The sequence below is a fragment of the Burkholderia thailandensis E264 genome (genome assembly GCF_000012365.1).
GTDB classification, from domain to species: Bacteria; Pseudomonadota; Gammaproteobacteria; order Burkholderiales; family Burkholderiaceae; genus Burkholderia; species Burkholderia thailandensis.
The window spans coordinates 1305710-1328686 of sequence record NC_007651.1; the positions used below are offsets into that span (position 1 = coordinate 1305710).

Consider the following 22977-nt stretch of genomic DNA (forward strand, 5'->3'; position numbering starts at 1 on the left):
TCGCCCGCCGCGCGGGCAGTCAGGCGGGCGCGGCGCGCCGTGGCCGTTCGGTGCGGCTTATTTCAGTGCGGCGAGCGCGGCGTCGTAGTTCGGCTCGTTCTTGATCTCGCCGACGAGCTCGGTGTGCGTCACCTTATTGTTCTCGTCGATCACGACGACCGCGCGTGCGGTCAGGCCGTCGAGCGGGCCGCTCGTCACGTTCACGCCGTACGCGTCGGCGAACGCGCGGCCGCCGCGGAACGTCGATGCGGTGACGACGTTCGCGAGGCCCTCTGTCGTGCAGAAGCGGGTTGCGGCGAACGGCAGGTCCGCCGACACGACGACGACGACCGTGTTGTCGAGCTTGCTCGCCGCTTCGTTGAACTTGCGGGTCGACGTCGCGCAGGTCGGCGTGTCGAGGCTCGGGACGATGTTCAGCACCTTGCGCTTGCCCGCGAAGGTCGCGAGCGACACGTCGGCGAGGTCCTTGCCGACCAGCTTGAAGTCGGGGGCCTGCGAGCCGACCGTCGGGAACGTGCCGGCGATGTCGATCGGGTTGCCACCCAGCGTGACTTTGCTCATGTTCGTGCTCCAAGTGTGTGCGCCGATGCGGCGCACGGGTTGAGGCCGCGCGCCGCGTCGCGGCGCGTTACGGATAAAAGATCTGGACGCGGAAGTTCGACGCGGCGACGCCGTCCGTATCGATCCGCACGATCATCGTCTGGGTCGCGCCGGCGGGCATGCCCGCTTCGACGCGCGTGCCGGGACGCACGTAATCGCGCGGCGCGAGCACGCGGCGCGCGGTGATGTTGTTCGCTTCGTCGAGCAGCGTGAGCTCGATCGACGGATAGGCGAGCGCGACGCGGTAGCGGTTCGTGAGCGGCACCTTCAGCTCGAGAAGGCGCGGACCGTCGAGCTGGCGCAGGTCGGACGCGTCGAGCCGCAGGCCGTCGATCGCGCGCGGCGGCGTGACCGTGCAGCCGAGCGTCGCGCACGCCTGCTTGAAGAGCGGCTCGGTCGACGGCCAGTAGATCGTGATCGTTTCGCGCTGCCACCACGCAAGCTGCGCGGCGAGCAGCGCAGCGAGCGCGAATGCGATGCTCACGCCGAGCGCGCGCGCGAAGCCGCCGCGTGCGGCGTTCGTCCGCGTTTCGCGGGTCATCGCGAAATGCTCTCGGTTGTCGGCGTCGGGCGCCGCGGCGAACGGTTCGGCGCTCGCTCGGGACGGCGCCGCCGCGCCGAAGTGCGGCTCGTGATCATGGAGGGCGCGGTCAAGCGCCGCTGCTGCGTCCGCGGGCGATGCGAGCACGGGTTCGACCGCGTCGCGGGGCGGCGGGGCGGACGCGCGCGCGGCGTCGGGCTCGCGCTTCGCGGTGGCGCTTCGATCGAGATCGAGCGTCGGGGGCGGCGGCGGAGGAAATTCACGCGCGCCGGCGGCGGGCGGATCGGCTTCGGACGTTCGGGCGGCGTGCGCACCGGTGCCGGTTTCGGGCGACGCGTGTGTCGTGCGCTCGCCGGGCCGAGGCGCAAGTGCGGCTTGCGTATCGGACGCTTTGCGCGCTTGCTGCGTGGGCGCATCGGATTCGGCGTTGCGCGCTTCGTCCGCGGCGGCGGATGTCGCGACCGCGCCGTCGGAGGCGGTGCTGACGCTCGTGCTCGTCATCTGCAGTTTCGGATCGACCGCGCCGTCGAGCCAGGGCGCCCACATGTCCCAGGCGCCCGGTGCGAAATCGCGATGACCGGCTTCGAGCGGACGGCGATCGGGAGAGGTCGCGTCGAACAGGCGCCGGGGCGGCGCCGGCTGCTGCTCCGGCGCATGCGGCGCTGCTTGCGCAGCGGCCGCTTCCGGTTCGGCGGGCACGAGCGCGCGCGCCGCGTCGAACACTTGCCGGCAATGGCCGCAGCGCACGAGACCGTCGTGCAGCGCAAGCTGTTCCCGTTGCAGGCGGAAGACGGTTTCACAGTGAGGGCAGCGCGTCGCGAGGAGCATGGTCAGCCGGGCAGCCAGCGGGGCCTGAGTGAAGGACAGCGCTTATTCTAATGGCTTTCCCGCCGCGTTCCGGCGAGGCATACCCAACCTTCGTGTTCGCGCCAGACGGCAATGTCGACATAGCGGGCGTAGACGCTCGCGACTTCGTCCGCCTGCCGCGCAAGCACGCCCGACAACGCGATGCGCCCGCCCGGCTTCACCTTCGACGTAAGCATCGACGCCATCAGCTTCAGCGGATTCGACAGGATGTTCGCGACGACGATGTCGAATTCGCCTGCGGGGCAGTCGTCGGGCAGGCCGTACGTGACGTCCGCGCGATTGCGCTCGCTGTTCTGGCGCGCCGCTTCGACCGCTTGCGGATCGATGTCGATGCCGGTCACGTTGCCCGCGCCGCACTTCTTTGCAAGGATCGCCAGAATGCCCGAGCCGCAGCCGTAATCGAGCACCGTCTGGCCGGGCTGAACCGTCTGCTCGAGCCATTCCATGCACAGGCGCGTCGTCGGGTGGCTGCCCGTGCCGAACGCTAGGCCCGGATCGAGCTCAAGCACGAGCGCATCGGGCTCCGGCGCGTCGTGCCACGACGGCACGACCCAGATCTTCTCGCCGATGTGGATCGGGTCGAATTGCGATTGCGTGAGCCGCACCCAGTCCTGCTCTTCGACTTCGCGCAACTCGAAGCGCGGCGTCTCGGCGAGGCCGGCTTCGTTCGCGGCGGCGGCGAGCAGCACCGCCGGGTCCTGCGCGGCGTCGACGAGCGCGATCACGCGCGAGTGCTGCCACGCCGTGCGCTCGGGCACGAGACCAGGTTCGCCGAAGAGCGGCTGCTCGTCCGGCGTGTCGGCATCGGCATCCTCGACGGACACCGACAGCGCGCCCAGCTCGACGAGCGCGTCGGACAGCGCCTCCGCGTGCTCGCGGGGCAACTCGGCGACGAGTTCCCGATAGCTCATGATTACGCTTCTTCCGGCGCGGCCTGCAGCTTCTGCGCGAGCCGGTTCTCGAGATAGTGGATGCTCGGGCCGCCTTCGACGAACTTCGAGTCGAGCATCAGCTCGCGATGCAGCGGGATGTTGGTCAGGATGCCTTCGACCACCATTTCCGACAGCGCGATGCGCATCCGGTTGATCGCCTGCTCGCGCGTCGCGCCGTAGGCGATCAGCTTGCCGATCATCGAATCGTAGTTGGGCGGGACGAAGTAGCCATTGTACGCGTGCGAATCGACGCGGATGCCCGGGCCGCCCGGCGTGTGCCAAGACGTGATCCGGCCCGGCGACGGCGTGAACTTGAACGGATCTTCGGCGTTGATCCGGCATTCGATCGCGTGGCCGCGGAACTGGATGTCGCGCTGGCGGAACGACAGCTTCTCGCCCGCGGCGATCTTGATCTGTTCCTGGACGATGTCGACGCCCGTGATCAGCTCCGTCACCGGATGCTCGACCTGCACGCGCGTGTTCATCTCGATGAAGTAGAACTCGTTGTTCTCGTACAGGAACTCGAACGTGCCCGCGCCGAGGTAGCCCATCTTCTTGCACGCGTCCGCGCAGCGGTCGCCGATCCGGTCGATCAGGCGGCGTGCGATGCCGGGCGCGGGCGCTTCCTCGATCACCTTCTGGTGACGGCGCTGCATCGAGCAGTCGCGCTCGCCGAGCCAGACCGCGTTCTTGTGCGAATCGGAGAGCACCTGGATCTCGATGTGGCGCGGATTTTCGAGGAACTTCTCCATATAGACCTGCGGATTGCCGAACGCGCGGCCCGCTTCCTCGCGCGTCATGTTGACCGCGTTCACGAGCGCCGCTTCGGTGTGGACGACGCGCATCCCGCGTCCGCCGCCGCCGCCCGCCGCCTTGATGATCACCGGATAGCCGACCGAGCGCGCAATTTTCACGATCTCCTTCGGATCATCCGGCAACGCGCCGTCCGAGCCCGGCACGCAGGGCACGCCGGTGCGGATCATCGTCTGCTTCGCGGTGACTTTGTCGCCCATCATGCGGATCGTGTCCGGGCGCGGACCGATGAACGTGAAGCCCGACTGCTCGACACGCTCGGCGAAATCGGCGTTTTCCGACAGGAAGCCGTAGCCCGGGTGGATCGCCTCGGCGTCGGTGACTTCGGCCGCGCTGATCAGGGCCGGCATGTTTAGATAGCTCAGATTCGACGGAGCGGGGCCGATACAGACCGCTTCGTCGGCTAACTTCACGTACTTGGCTTCCTTGTCGGCCTCGGAATAGACGACCACCGTCTTGACGCCGAGCTCACGGCACGCGCGCTGAATGCGCAGCGCGATTTCCCCGCGGTTGGCAATGAGGATTTTTTCAAACATAGCGAGTATTCGTCTCTTCGATGGGCGCGCGAGCGCGCGCCTTGAGAGGAGCGGCGTCGCTGGCGGGCGCGCCGCGCGGCGGGTCTTAGCCGATCACGAAAAGCGGCTGGCCGTATTCGACGGCCTGGCCGTTCTCGACGAGGATTTCCTTGATGACGCCGGCCTTGTCCGATTCGATTTCGTTCAGCAGCTTCATCGCTTCGATGATGCAAAGCGTCTGGCCTTCCTTGACCGTGTCGCCGACCTGGACGAACGGATCGGCGCCCGGCGACGGCGCGCGGTAGAACGTGCCGACCATCGGCGACGTCACGACGTGGCCCTGCGGCGCGGCGGCCGCGGGCGCCGCTGCAGGCGCCGCAGCGCCTGCGCCTTCGGTCGGCACCGTCAGTACAGGGGCGGGGGCGCTCACCTGCGGCGCGAAGCCGGCCGACGGCTGCACATAGACCGGCGGCGCGTTCTTGACGATGCGCACCTTGCCTTCGCCTTCGGTGACTTCCAGCTCGGAGATGCCGGATTCGGAGACGAGGTCGATCAGAGTTTTCAGCTTGCGAAGGTCCATCGGGAGTTCCCCTTTCAATACGTGAAACGCCGGTTCGGGACCGGCGCTGAATCGAGTTCTTGAAAATCAGCCGCGCGACGCGCCTTGCAGCTTGTCGAGCGCGTATTCGAGCGCGTACAGATAGCCTTTCCAGCCGAGGCCGCAGATCACGCCTTCGGCCTGATCGGAGAAATAGGAGTGATGCCTGAACGGCTCGCGCCGGTGCACGTTCGACAGATGAATCTCGACGAACGGAATCCCGACCCCCGCGAGCGCATCCCGGATCGCGACGCTCGTGTGCGTATACGCGGCCGGATTGATCAGGATGAACTCGGTGCCGTCGCTTCTCGCTGCCTGGACGCGATCGACGAGCGCGCCCTCATGGTTGCTTTGGAACGACTCCAGCTCGGCACCTGCCTCCTGCGCCCGCGCGGCCAGCGCCTGATCGATCTGCTCGAGCGTCACGCGACCGTACACCTCCGGTTCCCGGGTGCCGAGAAGGTTCAGGTTAGGGCCGTGCAGCACCAGCAATCGTGTCATAGGTCGCTTCTTTTTCTGCGGAATTGCGCGAACTTTATCGCCAATTAGAGAAATTTGTCTAGTTTTGCCGAATGGATAAGGGGCCCGGCGAGCGCTCGTCGGCACGTTGGTGCAGCCAGAATCCGTCAACTTCACGCAAAGTGGCGCTAACCGGATTTTAAATTCCGCCAACGGCCGGCAGCCGGCCAGGCTCGATCAGAGCGTATCGAGCGTGCGTTTCAGTTCGTCCGGATGAATTTGCCCCAATTTTGTCTCGCGAACCTTGCCGGTTTCGTCGATGACGACGGTAAAAGGCAGTGCGCCGGCGGTATTGCCAAAATTCCGGGCTAGATCAGCGCCTCCGTAGCCGCTAATGACGATCGGATAATCGACCGGCACCTTCTTCAGGAAGTTCTTCACATTCTGCTCGGAATCGACGCCGATTCCGATGAAACGCACGCCTTTCTTCTCGTATTCGCGCGAAAGCCGCACGAGCTCGGGCATCTCCTCGACGCAGGGGCCGCACCACGACGCCCAGAAATTGACGACGAGCTTCTGGCCCTTGAATGCCGCGAGCCGCTGCGGCTTGCCGTCGACATCCGGATACGACGCGGCCCAGAGCGTGTCGACCGCGCTGCTCGCGGCGGGCGCGCTTGCCGGTGCGCCGGCAGGCGTGCTGCCCGCCGCGTTGCCGCGTACCCAATGGCCGGCGGCGAGGCCGCCGGCGATCGCGGCGGCCGCGATCACGATGCCTGCGAAAATTCCTTTGCTATTCATCGGTTCGAGATTCGGTTGGTGAGGATGGCGACGCGTCGACGAGTGCACGCAGCGCTTGCGCATCGGCCCGCGACAGACGCCCGCGGGCGTCCGCCTTCACGGCGCCGCGCAGGTCGTCGCTTGTATACAGTGCAACATGGATGCCGGCGGGTTCCGCGCCGCGCGCTTCGCGCCACAGGAAGCTGAGCGTCTCGACGTCGCCGCGTCCCGCGAAATGGCGCGTTTCGGAGACGTCGTACTGGATGTTCTGGTTCAGCAGATAGATCGCGACATCCTTCTGGTTATCGCAGAAGGTCTGCAGATGAATGTCGGAATGCGCGTTCGCGGTGCCGTTCAGCACCGCGCCCGCAATATACGGATGGAACGGCGCGAGCCGTTCCATCCACGCGAGCGCGATGACCCGAAGCCGCCGCAGTTCGGCCGGCTGCGTGTCGCCCTGAAACAGCGCGAGGTATTCATGCAGTTCTTCCTCGATCTGGTCGTTATCCGGCAGCCATTCTCCGGCAATTCGGTTGTCGCCGAGCACTTGGCGCGCTGCCTTGCGCTTCGCGGCGGCGTAGTCGAGGCCGTCTTCCGCGATCAGGCGTGCCGCGGCGAGCGCGATTTCGTCGCGCACGCGTCGCGGGTCGAGTAGGGTTTTGCGAGACATGATCCGGCAATCATACTAGATCGGTGCCGGGCGACCTGGCGGTTGCGTCAACCGTCGTTCGCGTCGGGGGCCTCAGTTACAATAGCTCCCTTTGCGCGGCGTCGCGCGCGCCGCGTCGCGCATGTTTTTCCGGCAACCGGCGCAATGCGCGGCCGGTCTCCGATTCGACTACGCCCATGCGGCGCGAAGCTCTATGCATATCCACATTCTCGGCATCTGCGGCACCTTCATGGGTGGTCTGGCCGTGCTCGCCCGCGCGGCGGGCCATACGGTGACCGGTTGCGACGCAGGCGTCTATCCGCCGATGAGCACGCAGCTCGAGGCGCAGGGCATCCGGCTGATCGAGGGCTACGGCGCGGAACAGATCGACCTGAAGCCCGATCTGTTCGTGATCGGCAACGTGGTGTCGCGCGGCAACCCGCTGATGGAGGCGATCCTCGATCGAGGGTTGCCTTACGTGTCCGGACCGCAATGGCTTGGCGAGCATGTGCTTGCAGGTAAGTGGGTGCTCGCTGTCGCCGGTACGCACGGCAAGACGACGACGAGTTCGATGCTCGCGTGGATTCTCGAAGACGCCGGCCTGAATCCGGGCTTCCTGATCGGCGGTGTGCCGCTGAACTTCGGTGTGTCCGCGCGGCTCACCGATTCGAGCTTCTTCGTGATCGAGGCGGACGAGTACGACACGGCGTTCTTCGATAAGCGTTCGAAATTCGTCCATTACCGGCCTCGAACCGCGATCCTGAATAACCTCGAATTCGATCATGCCGATATCTTTCCAGATCTTGCCGCGATCGAGACTCAATTTCATCATTTGGTGCGCACGGTGCCGAGCGTCGGCCGGCTCGTGACGAACGGCCGTGAAGACGCGCTCGAGCGCGTGCTGTCGCGCGGTTGCTGGAGCGATGTCGAGCGCTTCGGCGTCGACGGCGGGTGGCAGGCGTTGCCCGCGGAGGACGGCGTGCCGGCCGACGAGCGCTTCGCCGTGTACTGGCGCAGCGAGCGCGTCGGCGCCGTCGACTGGCACGTGCAAGGCGAACACAACCGGATGAATGCACTTGCGGCGATCGCGGCCGCGCGTCACGTGGGCGTGCCGCCCGCGCAGGCGGCCACGGCGCTCGCGACGTTTCGCAACGTCAAGCGCCGGATGGAAGTGCGCGGCAGCGTCGACGGCGTGACTGTCTACGACGATTTCGCACATCACCCGACCGCGATCGAGACGACGATCGCCGGGCTTCGCGCGCGCATCGGTCGTGAAAATACTCGCATCCTCGCCGTGCTGGAGCCGCGATCGAACACGATGAAGCTCGGCGTGATGAAGGCGCAGCTGCCGGCGAGCCTCGCCGATGCGGATCTCGTATTCGGCTACGGCGCGCCGAGCGGCCGCGACGCGCTCGGCTGGAGCCTGCCGGACGCGCTCGCGCCGCTCGGCGACAAGGCGCGCGCTTTCGACGATCTGCACGCGCTCGTGAAGGCCGTGACGGTGTCGGCGCGGCCGGGCGACCACGTGCTCGTGATGAGCAACGGCGGCTTCGGCGGCGTCCACCAGAAGTTGCTCGACGCGCTGTCTGCGCGTGGCGACGCGGCGCCGGCCCGGGGCAGCATGTGATCCTGTATCTGCACGGCTTTCGTTCGTCGCCGCAGTCGTTCAAGGCGCGCGCGCTGGCTGCGCGGCTCGACGAACTCGGCCGTGCGCACGAATGGCGCTGCCCGGCGCTGTCGGTCGCGCCGCTCGCCGCGATCGCGGCCGCCGAGGCGGAAGTCGCCGGCGCGCCGGCGCAACGCGTCACCGTGATCGGCAGCTCGCTCGGCGGCTATTACGCGACATGGCTCGCGGAACAGCACGGCTGGCGCGCGGTGCTGCTGAATCCCGCGACGCAGCCGCAGCGGGATCTGCGCCGCCATCTCGGCGAGCAGCCGCTGTGGCACGGCGGCGGCACGATCGTCGTCGAGCCGCATCATCTGGACGAGCTGAACGCGCTGCACGTCGCGGCGATCTCGCGGCCCGAGCGCTACTATTTGTTCGCGGCGACGGGCGACGAGGTGCTCGACTACCGCGAGATGCTTGCGCGCTATCCGGGCGCGCGAACCCGCGTCATCGAAGGCAGCGATCACGGGATCAGTGAGTTTGCCGACTATATCGACGACGTTCTCGCATTTTGTGACGCCGGATAGCCGCGCGCCGGATGCGAGATCCGGTGCGCGGCACCCTATACACCACACGCGGCGTCGACGGCTTCCGAAGCGAAGCGCGGCGCGCGGCAGTCTGAACGAAAGACGAGAGTACTGAGTGAACGTTTTCTTCGAGGAATCGGGCAGTTTCAAGGCGGGCAGCGTGCTGTCGCGCCAGGGCGACGCGTTTCAGGTCGAATTGCCGGGCGGCCGGCGCGCGAAGGTGCGCGCGAAGGATGTGCTGATCGAATTCGAGAAGCCCGCCGCGGGCGAACTGATGCAGCAGGCGGATGAAGCCGCCCAGCAGATCGATCTGGACTTTCTGTGGGAGTGCGCGCCCGCTGAGGAATTCGCGTATGCAACGCTCGCCGACGAGTATTTCGGCGCGAGCTACGGCCCCGTCGAGCGCGCGGCGCTCGTGCTGCGCCTGCACGGCGCGCCCGTCTACTTCCGCCGCAAGGGGCGCGGCCAGTATCAGCGCGCGCCCGAGGAGCAGCTGAAAATGGCGCTCGCCGCGCTCGAGCGCAAGCGCCAGCAGGCGCTCGTGCAGGCCGGCTACGAAGAGGAACTGAAGGCGGGCAGGCTGCCCGACGCGTTCGCGGGCAAGGCGCTCGGCCTGCTGACGAGGCCGGACAAGAACTCGATCGAATACAAGGCGCTCGATGCGGCGGCGCTCGCGCGCGGCGTGTCGCCCGCGCGTCTCCTGCTCGACTGCGGCGGCATTCCGTCGGCGCGCGCGTTGCATGAGGCGCGCTTTCTCGCCGAGTACTTCCCGCACGGCACGGGCTTTCCGCCCGTCACGGTCGGCAAGCTGCCCGACGACCTGCCGCGCGCGGACGTCGACGCGTTCTCGATCGACGACGTCACGACGACCGAGATCGACGACGCGTTCTCCGTCGAGCATCTGTCCGATGGGCGCGTGCGCATCGGCGTGCACATCGCGGCGCCCGCGCTCGGCGTCGTGCGCGGCGACGCGGTGGATGCGATCGCGCGCGCGCGGCTGTCGACCGTCTACATGCCGGGCGACAAGATCACGATGCTGCCGGACGACGTGGTCGACGTGTTCACGCTGAAGGAGGGCGGCTACCGCCCGGCGCTGTCGCTGTACATCATCGTGAAGCGCGACACGCAGGAGATCGTCGCGAACGAGACGCGGGCCGAATTCGTCTATGTGAAGAGCAACCTGCGGCACAACACGCTCGACGGGCTCGTCACGGAAGACGCGCTCGCGGCGGGCACGGGCGACTATCCGCACAAGGACGATATCGCGGTGCTCTGGCCGCTCGCGCAGGCGCTCTTCGAGCGGCGCCAGGTCGCGCGCGCGGGCTACGGGCTCAAACGCGAAGTGCAGCGCAATACCGATTACAACTTCTATGTCGAAGGCGAGCGCGTGTCGATCACGCCGCGCCGGCGCGGGTCGCCGCTCGATCTGATCGTGTCGGAACTCGCGATTCTCGCGAACTCGACGTGGGGCGCGTTCCTGCACGATCACAGCGTGCCCGGCATCTATCGCACGCAGCGCGCGTTCGGCATGCCGAGCGGGCCGAAGCGCACGCGGATGCAGACGAGCGCTGCGCCGCACGAGGGGCTCGGCGTGCCGCAGTATGCGTGGAGCACGTCGCCGCTGCGCCGTTACGTCGACCTCGTCAATCAGTGGCAACTGCTCGCGTGCGTGCAGCACGGCGTGACCGCGAAGCTCGCCGCGCCGTTCAAGCAGAAGGACGCGGATCTGTACGCGGTCGTGCAGGGTTTCGACGACACGTACGCCGCATACGCCGACCACCAGCGCCGGATGGAGTATTTCTGGTGCCTGCGCTGGATCAAGCAGGAAGGCCGCAAGCAGGTGAGCGCGACCGTCGTGAAGGGCGAGCTCGTGCGCCTCGACGACGTGCCGCTGCTGCTGCACGTGCCCGCGCTCGGCGTGCATGCGCGCGGCACGCGGGTGCTGCTCGATGTGATGTCGGTCGACGAATTGACGATCGAGGCGTCGGTGCGGCTTCTCAGCGTGCTCGATGCGCCGACGGTGTCGGGCGGCGAGCCGTCGGACGATGAAGAGGACGCCGGCGCGGCCGACGACGTGCTGCTCGACGCCGCCGACGAATCGGCGGAAAGCGAAGCGGAAGCGCTCGCCGAGGCGAGCGGCGGCGGCAATGGCGAATCGCCGGCGAACGGCGAGGAACAGTCGAAATGAGCGCGGCCGTCGAACCGCTCGTGCGCGATCGCTACGCGGTGATCGGCAATCCGGTCGCGCACAGTAAATCGCCGTTCATTCATGCGCGCTTCGCCGAGCAGACGGGCGAGGCGATCGAATACACGCATCTGCTCGCGCCGCTCGACGGCTTCGCGGCCACGGTGCGCGAATTCACCGCGCAGGGCGGCCGGGGCGTGAACGTCACCGTGCCGTTCAAGCTCGAGGCCTACGCGCTTGCCGATACGCTGTCGCCGCGCGCGGCGGCGGCGGGCGCTGTCAACACGCTGCGCTTCGATGCGGACGGCATCTTCGGCGACAACACCGACGGCGTCGGCCTCGTGCGCGACATCGAGACGAATCTCGGCGTGAGCCTGACGGGCGCGCGGATCCTGCTGCTCGGCGCGGGCGGCGCGGCGCGCGGCGTCGTGCTGCCGATGCTCGAGCGCGGGCCCGCGTCGCTCACGATCGTCAATCGGACCGCGAGCAAGGCGGAAGAACTCGTCGGCCAGTTCACGCAAGCGGCGCACGACGCGGGCTGCGTGCTCGCGGGCGGCGGGCCCGAGCGGGTCGCGCGCGAGCCGTACGACGTGATCGTCAACGCGACGGCGGGCAGTCTCGACGCGGCGTTGCCCGAGTGCGACGCCGCGGCGTTCTGCCCGGCGACGCTCGCGTACGACATGATGTACGGCGCGCGGCCGACCGTCTTCATGGAGCATGCGGCGACGCTCGGCGCGCGCACGGCGGACGGGCTCGGAATGCTCGTCGAGCAGGCAGCGGAATCGTTCTATCTCTGGCGCGGCGTGCGGCCCGACGGCGCGCCCGTGCTCGCCGCGCTGCGCGCCGCACTCGCGGCGTCGGCGGCGCACTGAGCGCGAGAGGCGAAGGCGGGATGCGCAACAGTCCCGTTTCGCCCGGCCCGGGCTACGCGCCGTCGCGCGGCGCGGCGCGCACGCGCAAACGCGGCGTCGCGCGCTGGCTCGCGTATGCGGGCGGCGTGTTTGCGGGCGCATGGCTCGCGACGCAGCTTTATTACGTCGCGCAGATCGCGGCGTGGTCGGTGATCGATCCGGGTTCGAGCGCGTTCATGCGCGCGGACGCGTGGCGCTTGTCGAACGCGCAGCCCGCTGTGCCGATCCGGCATCGGTGGGTGCCGTACGACAAGATCTCACGGAACCTGAAGCGCGCGGTGATCGCGTCCGAAGACGCCGACTTCGCGAACAATTCGGGCTACGAAGTGGACGCGATCCTGCAGGCGTGGGAGAAGAACCGCGCGCGCGGGCGCATCGTGTCGGGCGGCTCGACGATCACGCAGCAGCTCGCGCGCAATCTGTTCCTGTCCGGCGAGCGCAGCTACATCCGCAAGGGGCAGGAGCTCATCATCACGTGGATGCTCGAAACGCTGCTCGACAAGGAGCGCATCTTCGAGATCTATCTGAATTCGGTCGAGTTCGGCCGCGGCGTGTACGGCGCGGAGGCCGCCGCGCAGTACTACTACCGGATTCCCGCGAGCCGGCTTTCCGCATGGCAATCGGCGCGGCTCGCGGTGATGCTGCCCAATCCGAAGTACTTCGACGCGCATCGCAGCTCGCCTTACCTCGCGCAGCGCGCGAGCGTGATCGCGCGGCGGATGGGCGCGGCGGAATTGCCCGCGTCGCAGTGAGCGCGGCGCGCGCGACGCGCGCCCGCCGCATGCGCGCCCGGCGGCCGGGCGCGTGCTTTCATGCGGCGCATCATCCCGATATTCACGCTTTCCACAAATCTTTCAAAATCGATACGTTTCGAATTCGGGTAATTCCTCGATTTATTTCGATCGCGAGATCAATTTTGACGCGCAGTGCGAAGCGAACAATAAAAAATCCGTTCGACTGTCGGTTTTGGCGAAATCGGATTGACAAATCGCTGCTCAAGAGCCCGATTCCGTGCCGATTTCATTCAAATGGAAAATCGCGCATGAAAGAATAAAGTAAGGCGAATTTCTTTCAAATGTTTCGTCGTTTTTCAAATCGAAAGTTGTCGCGTATATTGGCCGACGCCTTGGCTTATCGGGCCGATCGAGCAAGGTGGGGGCGCCTATTCGGCCGCTCAAGAAAACAACACGAGAGAAGGAAGACGACTATGCCAGCACGTAAAACGCAGCTGCTATTAGCCGCAGTATTCTCTTCGCTGCTCATCGCAGCGTGTAATGGAGATGACGTCGGTTCGACCGCGAGCGCCGCGGCTAGCGCGGATAGTTCGACCAGCATCGATGCCTCGCCGGGCACGGACAAACCCTACCGGGACCCCAATCGTTATTCGTCGAGCGCGAGCGCCTCGCTATCGCCTTCCGCCGTGACCGAGAACGCGGCGATCACGCACCACCAGATCACGGTGAACGGCAAGGCGATCAACTACACCGCGACCGCCGGCCACCTGAGCGCGCGCAACCTGCAAAGCGGCGCGGCCGAAGCGTCGTTCTTCTACGTCGCGTACACGGTGGACAACCAGCCGCCCGGCAAGCGTCCCGTCACGTTCTTCTACAACGGCGGCCCCGGCTCGTCGACGGTCTGGCTGCATCTCGGCTCGTTCGGGCCGAAGCGTCTCGTGACAGGCGACCCGAACGCGAACAGCCCGACGCCGTTCCCGTTCGTCGATAACCAGGAGACGCTGCTCGACACGACCGACCTCGTGTTCGTCGACGCGATCGGCACGGGTTTTTCCGAGGCGATCGCGCCGAACACGAACCAGACGTTCTGGGGCGTCGATCAGGATGCCGGAGCATTTCGCGATTTCGTGATCCGCTATCTGCAGGTGAATCAGCGCAACGATTCGCCGAAGTACCTGTTCGGCGAATCGTACGGCACGCCGCGCACCGACGTGCTCGCGAACCTGCTCGAGACGGCGGGCGTGAAGCTCGACGGAATCGTGCTGCAATCGTCGATCCTCAACTACAACAGCAACTGCGACATGGCGAGCAATTCCGTCGGCAATTCGAGCAACGGATCGAGCACGGTGAGCTGCGCGGGCTTCGTGCCGAGCTACGGCGCGGTCGGCGCGTACTATCAGCTCGACAATCCGAACCCGGCGAACCTGCCGCAGTATGCGGACCAGATGCGTCTGCTCACGGCGGGCACCTATTCGCCGGCCGTGGACGCATATCTCGCGAACCACACGCAGCCGTCGCCCGGCCTCGTCACGACGATGTCGAACGCAACGGGCGCGACCGTGCCGCTCTGGCGCGCGAACTTCAACCTGCTGCCGACTTCGTATGACAACAGCTATCAGCTCGCGCTGATTCCGGGCACGCTGATCGGCCGCTACGACGCGCGCGTGAACGTGCCGGCGAACAGCCCGCTCGCTTCGGACGGCGACCCGTCGAGCACTTTCATCACGAAGCCGTTCACCGATACGATCGGCGCCTATTTGCCGAACGTGCTCAAGTACACGGCGAAATCGGCCTATGCTGTGCAGAGCAACGCGATTGCCTCATGGGACTGGAGCCACGACGGCCTCGATCTGCCCGACACGATCCCCGATCTGGCCGCGGCACTCACGCTCAATCCCGCGCTGAAGGTGCTGTCGCTGAACGGCTATCACGACATCGCGACGCCGTTCTATCAGACGGAACTCGATCTCGGCCGTCTCGGCGCGCAGCCTAACCTGACGATCAAGGACTACCAGGGCGGGCACATGGTTTACCTGGACGATACGTCCCGGCCGCAGGAAAAAGCCGATCTGGCGACGTTCTATGCGGCGACGCCCGCCGCGCGATGACGCCGAACGATGCCGCAGCGCCCGCCGCGCGATGCGCAACACGCGCCGCGCGGGCGGGACGTGAGGACCCCATTTCTCATCGGAGCTGATATGAAAATCCAATCGTCATTCGCGTGGTCCGCGCTCGTTGTCGCAGGCCTCGCGCTCTTCACGCAGACGGCGTTCTCGCAGCAGGCCGCGAGCGCTGCGCAACCCGATCGCCATGCGCAGGCGCAACTCGGCGATCCCTACGTGCCGCCCGCCGCGCGCAAGCCGACGACCGGCACGCAGACGTCGGGCGCCGCGCTGCACGCGCAGGTCGTGCGCAAGCTGCAGCGCCAGTTCGCGGCGGCCGACGCCGACAACACGGGGCTGACCGAGGCACAGGCGAAGGCGGCGGGCCTCGGCTATGTCGCGAAGAACTTCAAGCAGATCGACGCGAACCACACCGGTCGCGTGTCGTTTTCCGACGTGCAGCGCTACATCCAATCACAGAGCGCGACGCAGAAGTAAGCCGACCGCACATCGCCAACCCCAAAGCGAGCACGGGGCGCGCATCGAACGGGCTCAGCCGGGCAATCGGCTCGGCCCGTTTTTTCATGCGTGCGGCCGGCTCGCGAGTATGATCTGGATTCCCAATATATGAGAGCGACATTCAAATATTGGAGCTTGCAGCACGCCCCTCTACAATCCGAAGCACATCGAAACGCTTCGGCAGATGCGCGGCCGCCGGAAATCGTCGGCGCGCGCGTCTGGTTCGCCGGAGTTCATCGCACCATGAACAAAACGCCCATGACGCTTGCCTTGAACGGCGCGACAGCCGACCATTCCGACACGTCGGACCTGCCCGACGCGACGCTCGCCGACAGCATCGGCGCGACGAGCACGCCGCTCGATCTCGCCGCGCAGCAGGCGGGCACGCAAACGCTGCTGCGCGGGCTCGCGATTCTCGAGGCGGTCGCGGCAGGCGCGCGCGACATGCGCGCGATCGGCGCCGCGCTCGGCACGACGCGCAGCACGACGCACCGCCTCGTCAGCAGCCTCGTGCAAGCGCGCTATTTGCGCCAGGTGCAGGGCGGCTATCTGCTCGGCCCGAAGCTGATCGAGCTCGGCACGATCGCACTCGAGCAGATGCCGCTCACGGCGGTCGCGCGCCCGCATCTCGAGGCGCTCGCACAAGCGACGCTCGACACGATCCATCTGGGCGTGCGCGACGGCGACGACGTGCTCTACATCGACAAGATTCCCGGCACGCGCGGCCTCGAGATGCGCTCGCGGATCGGCCACCGGATGCCGCTCGCGTCGACGGGGATCGGCAAGGCGATGATGCTCGATCTCGATCCCGACACGTGGCGCGCGCTGTTCGATGCGTCCAAGCGCGCGCTCGCGGGCGTGAACTTCAAGCCAGATCGCCGCCCGGACGTCGGCACGTTCCTGCAGCGGATGGCGCACTATGCGGCGGGCGGCTACACGTTCGATCTCGAGGAAAACGAAACGTCGATTCGCTGCGTCGCCGCGCCGGTGCGCGACGCGTCGGGCGCGATCGTCGCCGCTTTGTCGGTGGCGAGCACGATTCCGTACATGTCGCTCGACCGGATGAACGAGCTCGTGCCGCTCGTGCAGCGCGGCGCGCGCGCGATCTCGGCCGATCTCGGCTGGAGCGCGCCGCAGGCGACGCGCAGGATCAAGCGATGACCGCGCACGCGAACACGCCCGCGCTGATCGGGCTGGACTGGGGCACGACGTCGTTGCGCGCGTATCTGTTCGCCGCAGACGGCTCGGTGCTCGATACGCGCGCGCTCGCCGCGGGCGTGATGAGCCTTCCCGATGCGCCGGGCGCGTCGCCGTCGCAGACGTTCGACGCCGCGTTCGAGCGTGCGTGCGGCGCATGGCTCGACCGCGCGCCGCATGTGCCCGCGCTCGCGGCCGGCATGGTCGGCAGCGCGCAGGGCTGGCGCGAGGCGCCTTACGTGACGATGCCGGCGGCCGCCGACACGTTCGCGTCGAGTCTCGTGCGATTTCGCACCGCGCGCGGCTTTGCGCTCGCGATCGTGCCGGGGGCGCTCGAACCGGGCGAGCTGCCGGACGTGATGCGCGGCGAGGAAACGCAGATCGTTGGCGCGCTCGCGGCGGAGCCGTCGCTCGCGGCCGAACGCGCGGGCACGCTGATCGGGCTGCCCGGCACGCACGCGAAATGGGCGTGGGTGCGGGGCGGGCGCATCGAATGGTTCCGGACCTACATGACGGGCGAGTTGTTCGCCGCGCTGCGCGGGCACACGATCCTCGGCCGCACGATGCAGGCGAGCGACGCGCCGGACTGGGCCGCATTCGCGCGCGGCGTGCGGATCGCGCGGCGCAAGCGCAGCGAAGGATTGCTCGCGACGCTGTTCAGCACGCGCACGCTCGGCCTCACCGGGCAGCTCGCACCGCAAGCGCAGGGCGACTATTTGTCCGGACTGCTGATCGGTCACGAGCTGAATGCGCTCGATGCGCTGCTCGACGGCCAGCGCGCGTCGCTCGCCGCGCTCGCGCCGCGCCTCGTCGGCGACGGCGCGTTGTGCGGCCGCTACTGTCGCGCGCTCGCCGAATTCGATTGCGGCGATGCGCGCATCGTCGAGCGGGCGTCCGAGCACGGCCTCTGGCGCATCGCGGTGCAGGCGGGGCTCGTCGGCGCGCCAGGCGACGCGCCCGTCGCGCCGCAATAGGCGCGAAGCGCGTGACGACACGAAGTGGCTGGAGGGGATGAGATGCCGATGGATGCCGAAGCACTGCGTTTTCCCGCGCCGTATGCGCCGCATCGCGCGCTGATGCGCGCGTTCGACGCGTGCCCGATGATCGCGATCCTGCGCGGCGTCGCGCCCGACGAGGCGGCGGCGCACGGCGCCGCGCTGTACGAAGCGGGTTTTCGCGTCGTCGAGGTGCCGCTCAATTCGCCCGATCCGTTCGACAGCATCGCCGCGTTGCACGCCGCGCTGCCCGCCGATGCGATCGTCGGCGCGGGCACCGTGCTGCGCGCGGAATACGTCGACGAAGTCGTGCGCGCCGGCGGCGAGCTGATCGTGATGCCGCATGCGGACGGCGACGTCGTGCGCCGTGCGAAGACGCTCGGCATCGGATGCGCGCCCGGCGTCGCAACGCCGACCGAGGCGTTCGCCGCGCTCGCGAACGGCGCGGACGTGCTGAAGATGTTTCCCGCCGAGCAGCTCGGCACGCAGGCGGTGAAGGCGTGGCGTGCGGTGATCGACGCGCGCGTGCCGCTCGTGCCGGTCGGCGGGATCACGCCCGAGAACATGGGGCCGTATCTCGCGGCGGGTGCGAACGGCTTCGGCCTCGGCTCGGCGCTGTACGCGCCCGGGCAGACGCCCGCCGTCACGGCCGCGCGCGCGCAGGCGTTCGTCAACGGATGGCGGATCGCCCGAAAGGGAGCGGCGCGGTGAACCGGCTCGCGGGCAAGGTCGCCCTCGTGACGGGCGCGGGACGCGGCATCGGCGCGGCGATCGCGCGTGCGTTCGCGCGCGAAGGCGCGGCCGTCGCGATTGCGGAGCTCGACGCGGCGCTCGCCGACGAAACCGTCGACGCGATCGCGCGCGACGTGGCCGATGCGCGCGTGCTCGCGGTGCCAGCGGACGTCGCGCAAGCCGAGTCGGTCGCGGCGGCGCTCGCGTGCACGGAGCGCGCGTTCGGCCCGCTCGACGTGCTCGTCAACAACGCAGGCGTCAACGTGTTCGGCGATCCGCTCGCGCTTGCCGAAGAAGACTGGCGGCGCTGCTTCGCGATCGATCTCGACGGCGTCTGGCACGGCTGCCGCGCGGCGCTGCCGGGCATGGTCGAGCGCGGTCGGGGCAGCATCGTGAACATCGCGTCGACGCACGCGTTCAAGATCATCCCGGGCTGCTTTCCGTACCCGGTCGCGAAGCACGGCGTGCTGGGCCTCACGCGCGCGCTCGGCGTCGAATATGCGCCGCGCAACGTGCGCGTGAACGCGATCGCGCCCGGCTACATCGAGACGCAATCGACACATGACTGGTGGAACGCGCAGCCCGACCCCGAGGCCGCGCGCCGCGAAACGCTCGCACTGCAGCCGATGAAGCGGATCGGGCGTGCGGACGAAGTCGCGATGACCGCGGTGTTTCTCGCATCGGACGAGGCGCCGTTCATCAACGCGAGCTGCATCACGATCGACGGCGGCCGATCGGTGCTGTACCACGACTGATTCACTCGCGCGGTGCGCCCGCGAGGGGCGCATACGCGCGAAGGCGGCGCGCGACGGTCGCACGCGCCGCGTCGAGACGACGAAGCGGCCGACGGCTCCGGCGACGGAGACAACAAGGAGACAAGCAACATGAAACGCAGAACGTTCATCACGCTGGCGGCAGCGGCAGCGGCAGCGGCGGCGGTCGCGGCGGCGGGCCTGTCCGCGCACGCGGCCGAGCCCGTGAAGATCGGCTTCCTCGTCAAGCAGCCCGAGGAGCCGTGGTTCCAGGACGAATGGAAATTCGCCGAGATCGCCGCGAAGGACAAGGGCTTCACGCTCGTGAAGATCGGCGCGCCGTCCGGCGAGAAGGTGATGAGCGCGATCGACAATCTCGCCGCGCAGAAGGCGCAGGGCTTCATCATCTGCACGCCGGACGTGAAGCTCGGGCCGGGCATCGTCGCGAAGGCGAAGTCGCACGGCCTGAAGATGATGACGGTCGACGACCGGCTCGTCGACGGCGCGGGCAAGCCGATCGAATCGGTCCCGCACATGGGCATTTCCGCGTACGACATCGGCAAGCAGGTCGGCGGCGGGATCGCGGCCGAGATCAAGAAGCGCGGCTGGAACATGAACGAAGTCGGCGCGATCGACATCACGTACGAGCAGTTGCCGACCGCGCACGACCGCACGGCGGGCGCGACCGACGCGCTCGTCGCCGCGGGCTTTCCGAAGGCGAACGTGATCGCCGCGCCGCAGGCGAAGACCGATACCGAAAACGCGTTCAACGCGGCGAACATCGCGCTCACGAAGAATCCGAAGTTCAAGCATTGGGTCGCCTACGGCCTGAACGACGAGGCGGTGCTCGGCGCTGTGCGCGCGGCCGAAGGGCGCGGCTTCAAGGCGGCGGACATGATCGGCATCGGCATCGGCGGGTCGGACTCGGCGCTCAGCGAGTTCAAGAAGCCGCAGCCGACGGGCTTCTTCGGCACCGTGATCATCAGCCCGAAGCGACACGGCGAAGAGACGTCGGAGCTGATGTATGCGTGGATCACGCGAGGCAAGGCGCCGCCGCCGCTCACGCTCACGACGGGCATGCTCGCGACGCGCGAGAACGTCGCGCAGGTGCGCGAGACGATGGGGCTCGCGGCGAAGTAGGGGAAGCTCGCCCGCGCGCGTCGCGCGATGCGCGGTGCGCGCGGGCGACGCGGCGGGCAGGCGATAGGGCAATAAGGCAACCAGCACGGCAGGAAACGGAGGCGACGTGGCTGCGGCACTGCGTTTTGACAATATCGGCAAGGTCTTTCCCGGCGTGCGCGCGCTCGACGGCATTTCGTTCGACGTGCAGGCGGGGCAGGTGCACGGCCTGATGGGCGAGAACGGCGCGGGCAAGTCGACGCTGCTCAAGATTCTCGGCGGCGAATATCAGCCCGATTCGGGCGGCGTGCTCGTCGACGGGCAGGCGATGCGCTTTCCGAGCGCGGCCGCGTCGATCGCGGCGGGCGTCGCGGTGATCCATCAGGAACTGCAGTACGTGCCCGATCTGACGGTGGCCGAGAACCTGCTGCTCGGCCGGCTGCCGAGCGCGCTCGGCTGGGTCAGGAAGCACACGGCGCAACGCTTCGTGCGCGAGCGGCTTGCCGCGATGGGCGTCGATCTCGACCCGCAGGCGAAGCTGCGGCGGCTGTCGATCGCGCAGCGGCAGATGGTGGAGATCTGCAAGGCGCTCATGCGAAACGCGCGCGTGATCGCGCTCGACGAGCCGACGAGCTCGCTGTCGCACCGCGAGACCGAGGTGCTGTTCAAGCTCGTCGACGATCTGCGTCGAGACGGGCGCGCGCTCATCTACATCTCGCACCGGATGGACGAGATCTACCGGCTCTGCGACGCATGCACGATCTTTCGCGACGGCAGGCAGGTCGCGTCGCACGCGTCGCTCGCGCAGGTGCCGCGCGAGACGCTCGTGCGGCAGATGGTCGGCCGCGAGATCAGCGACATCTATCACTACGAGCCGCGCGCGCTCGGCGACGTGCGCCTGTCGGCGCGCGCGCTCGAAGGCGACGCGCTGCGCTCGGGCGCGAGCTTCGACGTGCGGGCGGGCGAGATCGTCGGCTTCTTCGGGCTCGTCGGCGCGGGGCGCAGCGAACTGATGCGCGTGATCTACGGCGCGGACCGCAGAACGGGCGGCGCGCTCACGCTCGACGGCAAGCCGCTCGACATCCGCTCGACGCGCGACGCGATTCGCCACGGGATCGTGCTGTGTCCCGAGGATCGCAAGGAAGAGGGGATCGTCGCGCACGCGTCGGTCGCCGAGAACATCAACATCAGCTGTCGCCGCCATGCGCTGCGCGCGGGGCTATTTCTCGACCTCAAGCGCGAGGCCGAGACGGCCGAGCGCTTCATCAAGCTGCTGAAGATCAAGACGCCCAACCGCCGGCAGAAGATCCGTTTCCTGTCGGGCGGCAATCAGCAGAAGGCGATTCTCGCGCGCTGGCTCGCCGAGCCGGATCTGAAGGTCGTGATCCTCGACGAGCCGACGCGCGGCATCGACGTCGGCGCGAAGCACGAGATCTACGGCGTGATCTACGAGCTCGCGAAGCGCGGCTGCGCGATCGTGATGGTGTCGTCCGAGCTGCCGGAGGTGCTCGGCGTATCGGATCGCATCGTCGTGATGCGTGAAGGTCGGATCGCGGGCGAGCTCGCGCGCGGCGAAGCGAACGAAGAGGCGGTGCTCAATCTCGCGCTGCCGCAGGGGGCGATCGCGCACGCGGCGTGACGAGCGCGCGATCGGCGCGACGCGCCGCACGATGACGTTTCGCGAAGCGCGGAACGACGAATTCGACGATTGGAGACGAGGGCGGCCACGCCGCCCGGCAGAGGAGCAAACGACATGCAAGCGAGAGAGAATCTTCCACAAGCCGCGGCGCATGCGGCGGTCGCGCCGGCCGAGGGCCGGCAGCGCTGGCGGCAGCACGTCGCCGACTACAGTCTCGTCGCGATCTTCGCGGCGATGTTCGTCGCGATGTCGCTGACGGTCGATCATTTCTTCTCGATCGACAACATGCTCGGGCTCGCGCTGTCGATCTCGCAGATCGGGATGGTCGCGTGCACGATGATGTTCTGCCTCGCGTCGCGCGATTTCGACCTGTCGATCGGCTCGACGGTCGCGTTCGCCGGCGTGCTGTGCGCGATGGTGCTCAACGCGACCGACAACACGTTCGTCGCGATCGCCGCGGCGGTCGCGGCGGGCGCGGTCATCGGCTTCGTCAACGGCGCGGTGATCGCGTATCTGCGGATCAACGCGCTGATCACGACGCTCGCGATGATGGAGATCGTGCGCGGGCTCGGCTTCATCGTGTCGAAGGGGCAGGCGGTCGGCGTATCGTCGGAGACGTTCATCGCGCTCGGCGGGCTCACGCTCTTTGGCGTGTCGCTGCCGATCTGGGTGACGCTCGCGTGCTTCGTCGTGTTCGGCGTGCTGCTCAACCAGACCGTGTACGGCCGCAACACGCTCGCGATCGGCGGCAATCCGGAAGCGTCGCGGCTCGCCGGGATCAATGTCGAGCGCACGCGCGTCTACATCTTCCTGATCCAGGGCGCGGTGACCGCGCTCGCGGGCGTGATCCTCGCGTCGCGGATCACGTCGGGCCAGCCGAACGCCGCACAGGGCTTCGAGCTGAACGTGATCTCGGCGTGCGTGCTGGGTGGCGTGTCGCTCGCGGGCGGGCGGGCGTCGATCTCGGGCGTCGTGATCGGCGTGCTGATCATGGGCACCGTCGAGAACGTGATGAACCTGCTCAACATCGATGCGTTCTATCAATATCTGGTGCGCGGCGCGATCCTGCTCGCCGCCGTGCTGCTCGACCAGTTGAAGAATCGCGGCGCGCGCGATTGAGTGCATCGTCCATTTCCGGGAACGAACAG

Annotated in this window: 22 protein-coding genes; 14 read left to right on the forward strand and 8 right to left on the reverse strand. The window is 67.7% G+C overall.

Annotated features, from left to right (window positions below):
* Positions 1 to 57 precede the first annotated feature (57 nt).
* The 8 genes from tpx to BTH_RS18155 form a co-directional block, all read right to left on the reverse strand.
* Positions 58 to 561: a thiol peroxidase gene (tpx, locus tag BTH_RS18120; protein ID WP_009888957.1), complete on the reverse strand. Its 504-nt coding sequence runs from the start codon at positions 559 to 561 to the stop codon at positions 58 to 60.
* A gap of 67 nt (positions 562 to 628) precedes the next feature.
* Positions 629 to 1969: a DUF3426 domain-containing protein gene (locus BTH_RS18125; RefSeq protein ID WP_011401973.1), complete on the reverse strand. Its 1341-nt coding sequence runs from the start codon at positions 1967 to 1969 to the stop codon at positions 629 to 631.
* A gap of 47 nt (positions 1970 to 2016) precedes the next feature.
* On the reverse strand, positions 2017 to 2919 hold the full coding sequence (gene prmA / locus BTH_RS18130) for a 50S ribosomal protein L11 methyltransferase (protein WP_009903922.1): 903 nt from the start codon (positions 2917 to 2919) through the stop codon (positions 2017 to 2019).
* 2 nt (positions 2920 to 2921) lie between these two features.
* The gene (accC, locus tag BTH_RS18135; protein WP_009888962.1) at positions 2922 to 4289 is read right to left on the reverse strand and encodes an acetyl-CoA carboxylase biotin carboxylase subunit; all 1368 of its coding nucleotides are present in this window, start codon (positions 4287 to 4289) and stop codon (positions 2922 to 2924) included.
* Positions 4290 to 4374: 85 nt separating this feature from the next.
* Positions 4375 to 4848: an acetyl-CoA carboxylase biotin carboxyl carrier protein gene (gene accB / locus BTH_RS18140; protein WP_009888964.1), complete on the reverse strand. Its 474-nt coding sequence runs from the start codon at positions 4846 to 4848 to the stop codon at positions 4375 to 4377.
* 66 nt (positions 4849 to 4914) lie between these two features.
* The gene (aroQ, locus tag BTH_RS18145; protein WP_009888965.1) at positions 4915 to 5367 is read right to left on the reverse strand and encodes a type II 3-dehydroquinate dehydratase; all 453 of its coding nucleotides are present in this window, start codon (positions 5365 to 5367) and stop codon (positions 4915 to 4917) included.
* A 195-nt stretch (positions 5368 to 5562) separates the two neighbouring features.
* Positions 5563 to 6123 carry a TlpA family protein disulfide reductase gene (locus BTH_RS18150; protein WP_009888967.1) on the reverse strand — a complete coding sequence of 187 codons (561 nt, stop codon included), beginning with the start codon at positions 6121 to 6123 and terminating at the stop codon, positions 5563 to 5565.
* Positions 6116 to 6772: a hypothetical protein gene (locus BTH_RS18155; RefSeq protein WP_009903923.1), complete on the reverse strand. Its 657-nt coding sequence runs from the start codon at positions 6770 to 6772 to the stop codon at positions 6116 to 6118. The genes BTH_RS18150 and BTH_RS18155 overlap by 8 nt, the downstream gene beginning before the upstream one ends.
* Before the next feature lie 193 nt (positions 6773 to 6965).
* Between BTH_RS18155 and mpl the strand changes: the two genes are divergently transcribed.
* From mpl to araH, 14 genes are all read left to right on the forward strand, one after another.
* Entirely contained in the window at positions 6966 to 8378 is a 1413-nt protein-coding gene (mpl, locus tag BTH_RS18160; RefSeq protein ID WP_011401977.1) for a UDP-N-acetylmuramate:L-alanyl-gamma-D-glutamyl-meso-diaminopimelate ligase, read from the forward strand.
* Complete coding sequence (locus tag BTH_RS18165) at positions 8375 to 8944, forward strand: YqiA/YcfP family alpha/beta fold hydrolase (protein ID WP_009888972.1); 570 nt, start codon at positions 8375 to 8377, stop codon at positions 8942 to 8944. The genes mpl and BTH_RS18165 overlap by 4 nt, the downstream gene beginning before the upstream one ends.
* A gap of 115 nt (positions 8945 to 9059) precedes the next feature.
* Positions 9060 to 11132, forward strand: coding sequence for a ribonuclease catalytic domain-containing protein (locus BTH_RS18170; protein WP_009888974.1), 2073 nt, complete (start codon positions 9060 to 9062; stop codon positions 11130 to 11132).
* A complete protein-coding gene (gene aroE, locus BTH_RS18175; RefSeq protein ID WP_009888976.1) occupies positions 11129 to 12001 on the forward strand; it encodes a shikimate dehydrogenase in 873 nt (290 codons plus the stop codon). Before BTH_RS18170 ends, aroE begins: the two co-directional genes overlap by 4 nt.
* A gap of 20 nt (positions 12002 to 12021) precedes the next feature.
* Positions 12022 to 12792: a monofunctional biosynthetic peptidoglycan transglycosylase gene (gene mtgA / locus BTH_RS18180; protein ID WP_009888978.1), complete on the forward strand. Its 771-nt coding sequence runs from the start codon at positions 12022 to 12024 to the stop codon at positions 12790 to 12792.
* 455 nt (positions 12793 to 13247) lie between these two features.
* Positions 13248 to 14882, forward strand: a complete 1635-nt coding sequence (locus BTH_RS18185) for a S10 family peptidase (RefSeq protein WP_009888980.1) — start codon at positions 13248 to 13250, stop codon at positions 14880 to 14882.
* A gap of 90 nt (positions 14883 to 14972) precedes the next feature.
* Positions 14973 to 15374, forward strand: a complete 402-nt coding sequence (locus BTH_RS18190; protein ID WP_009888981.1) for an EF-hand domain-containing protein — start codon at positions 14973 to 14975, stop codon at positions 15372 to 15374.
* Between the two features lie 264 nt (positions 15375 to 15638).
* Complete coding sequence (locus tag BTH_RS18195; RefSeq protein ID WP_009908735.1) at positions 15639 to 16556, forward strand: IclR family transcriptional regulator; 918 nt, start codon at positions 15639 to 15641, stop codon at positions 16554 to 16556.
* Positions 16553 to 17566: a 2-dehydro-3-deoxygalactonokinase gene (locus BTH_RS18200; RefSeq protein WP_009888985.1), complete on the forward strand. Its 1014-nt coding sequence runs from the start codon at positions 16553 to 16555 to the stop codon at positions 17564 to 17566. Before BTH_RS18195 ends, BTH_RS18200 begins: the two co-directional genes overlap by 4 nt.
* A 42-nt stretch (positions 17567 to 17608) precedes the next feature.
* Positions 17609 to 18298, forward strand: coding sequence for a 2-dehydro-3-deoxy-6-phosphogalactonate aldolase (locus BTH_RS18205; protein WP_009888986.1), 690 nt, complete (start codon positions 17609 to 17611; stop codon positions 18296 to 18298).
* On the forward strand, positions 18295 to 19074 hold the full coding sequence (locus tag BTH_RS18210) for an SDR family oxidoreductase (RefSeq protein ID WP_025369762.1): 780 nt from the start codon (positions 18295 to 18297) through the stop codon (positions 19072 to 19074). The genes BTH_RS18205 and BTH_RS18210 overlap by 4 nt, the downstream gene beginning before the upstream one ends.
* 129 nt (positions 19075 to 19203) lie before the next feature.
* Complete coding sequence (locus BTH_RS18215; protein ID WP_009888991.1) at positions 19204 to 20211, forward strand: arabinose ABC transporter substrate-binding protein; 1008 nt, start codon at positions 19204 to 19206, stop codon at positions 20209 to 20211.
* Positions 20212 to 20317: 106 nt separating this feature from the next.
* Positions 20318 to 21829 carry an L-arabinose ABC transporter ATP-binding protein AraG gene (gene araG / locus BTH_RS18220; protein WP_009888994.1) on the forward strand — a complete coding sequence of 504 codons (1512 nt, stop codon included), beginning with the start codon at positions 20318 to 20320 and terminating at the stop codon, positions 21827 to 21829.
* Between the two features lie 114 nt (positions 21830 to 21943).
* The gene (gene araH / locus BTH_RS18225) at positions 21944 to 22948 is read left to right on the forward strand and encodes an L-arabinose ABC transporter permease AraH (protein WP_009888996.1); all 1005 of its coding nucleotides are present in this window, start codon (positions 21944 to 21946) and stop codon (positions 22946 to 22948) included.
* Positions 22949 to 22977 lie beyond the last annotated feature (29 nt).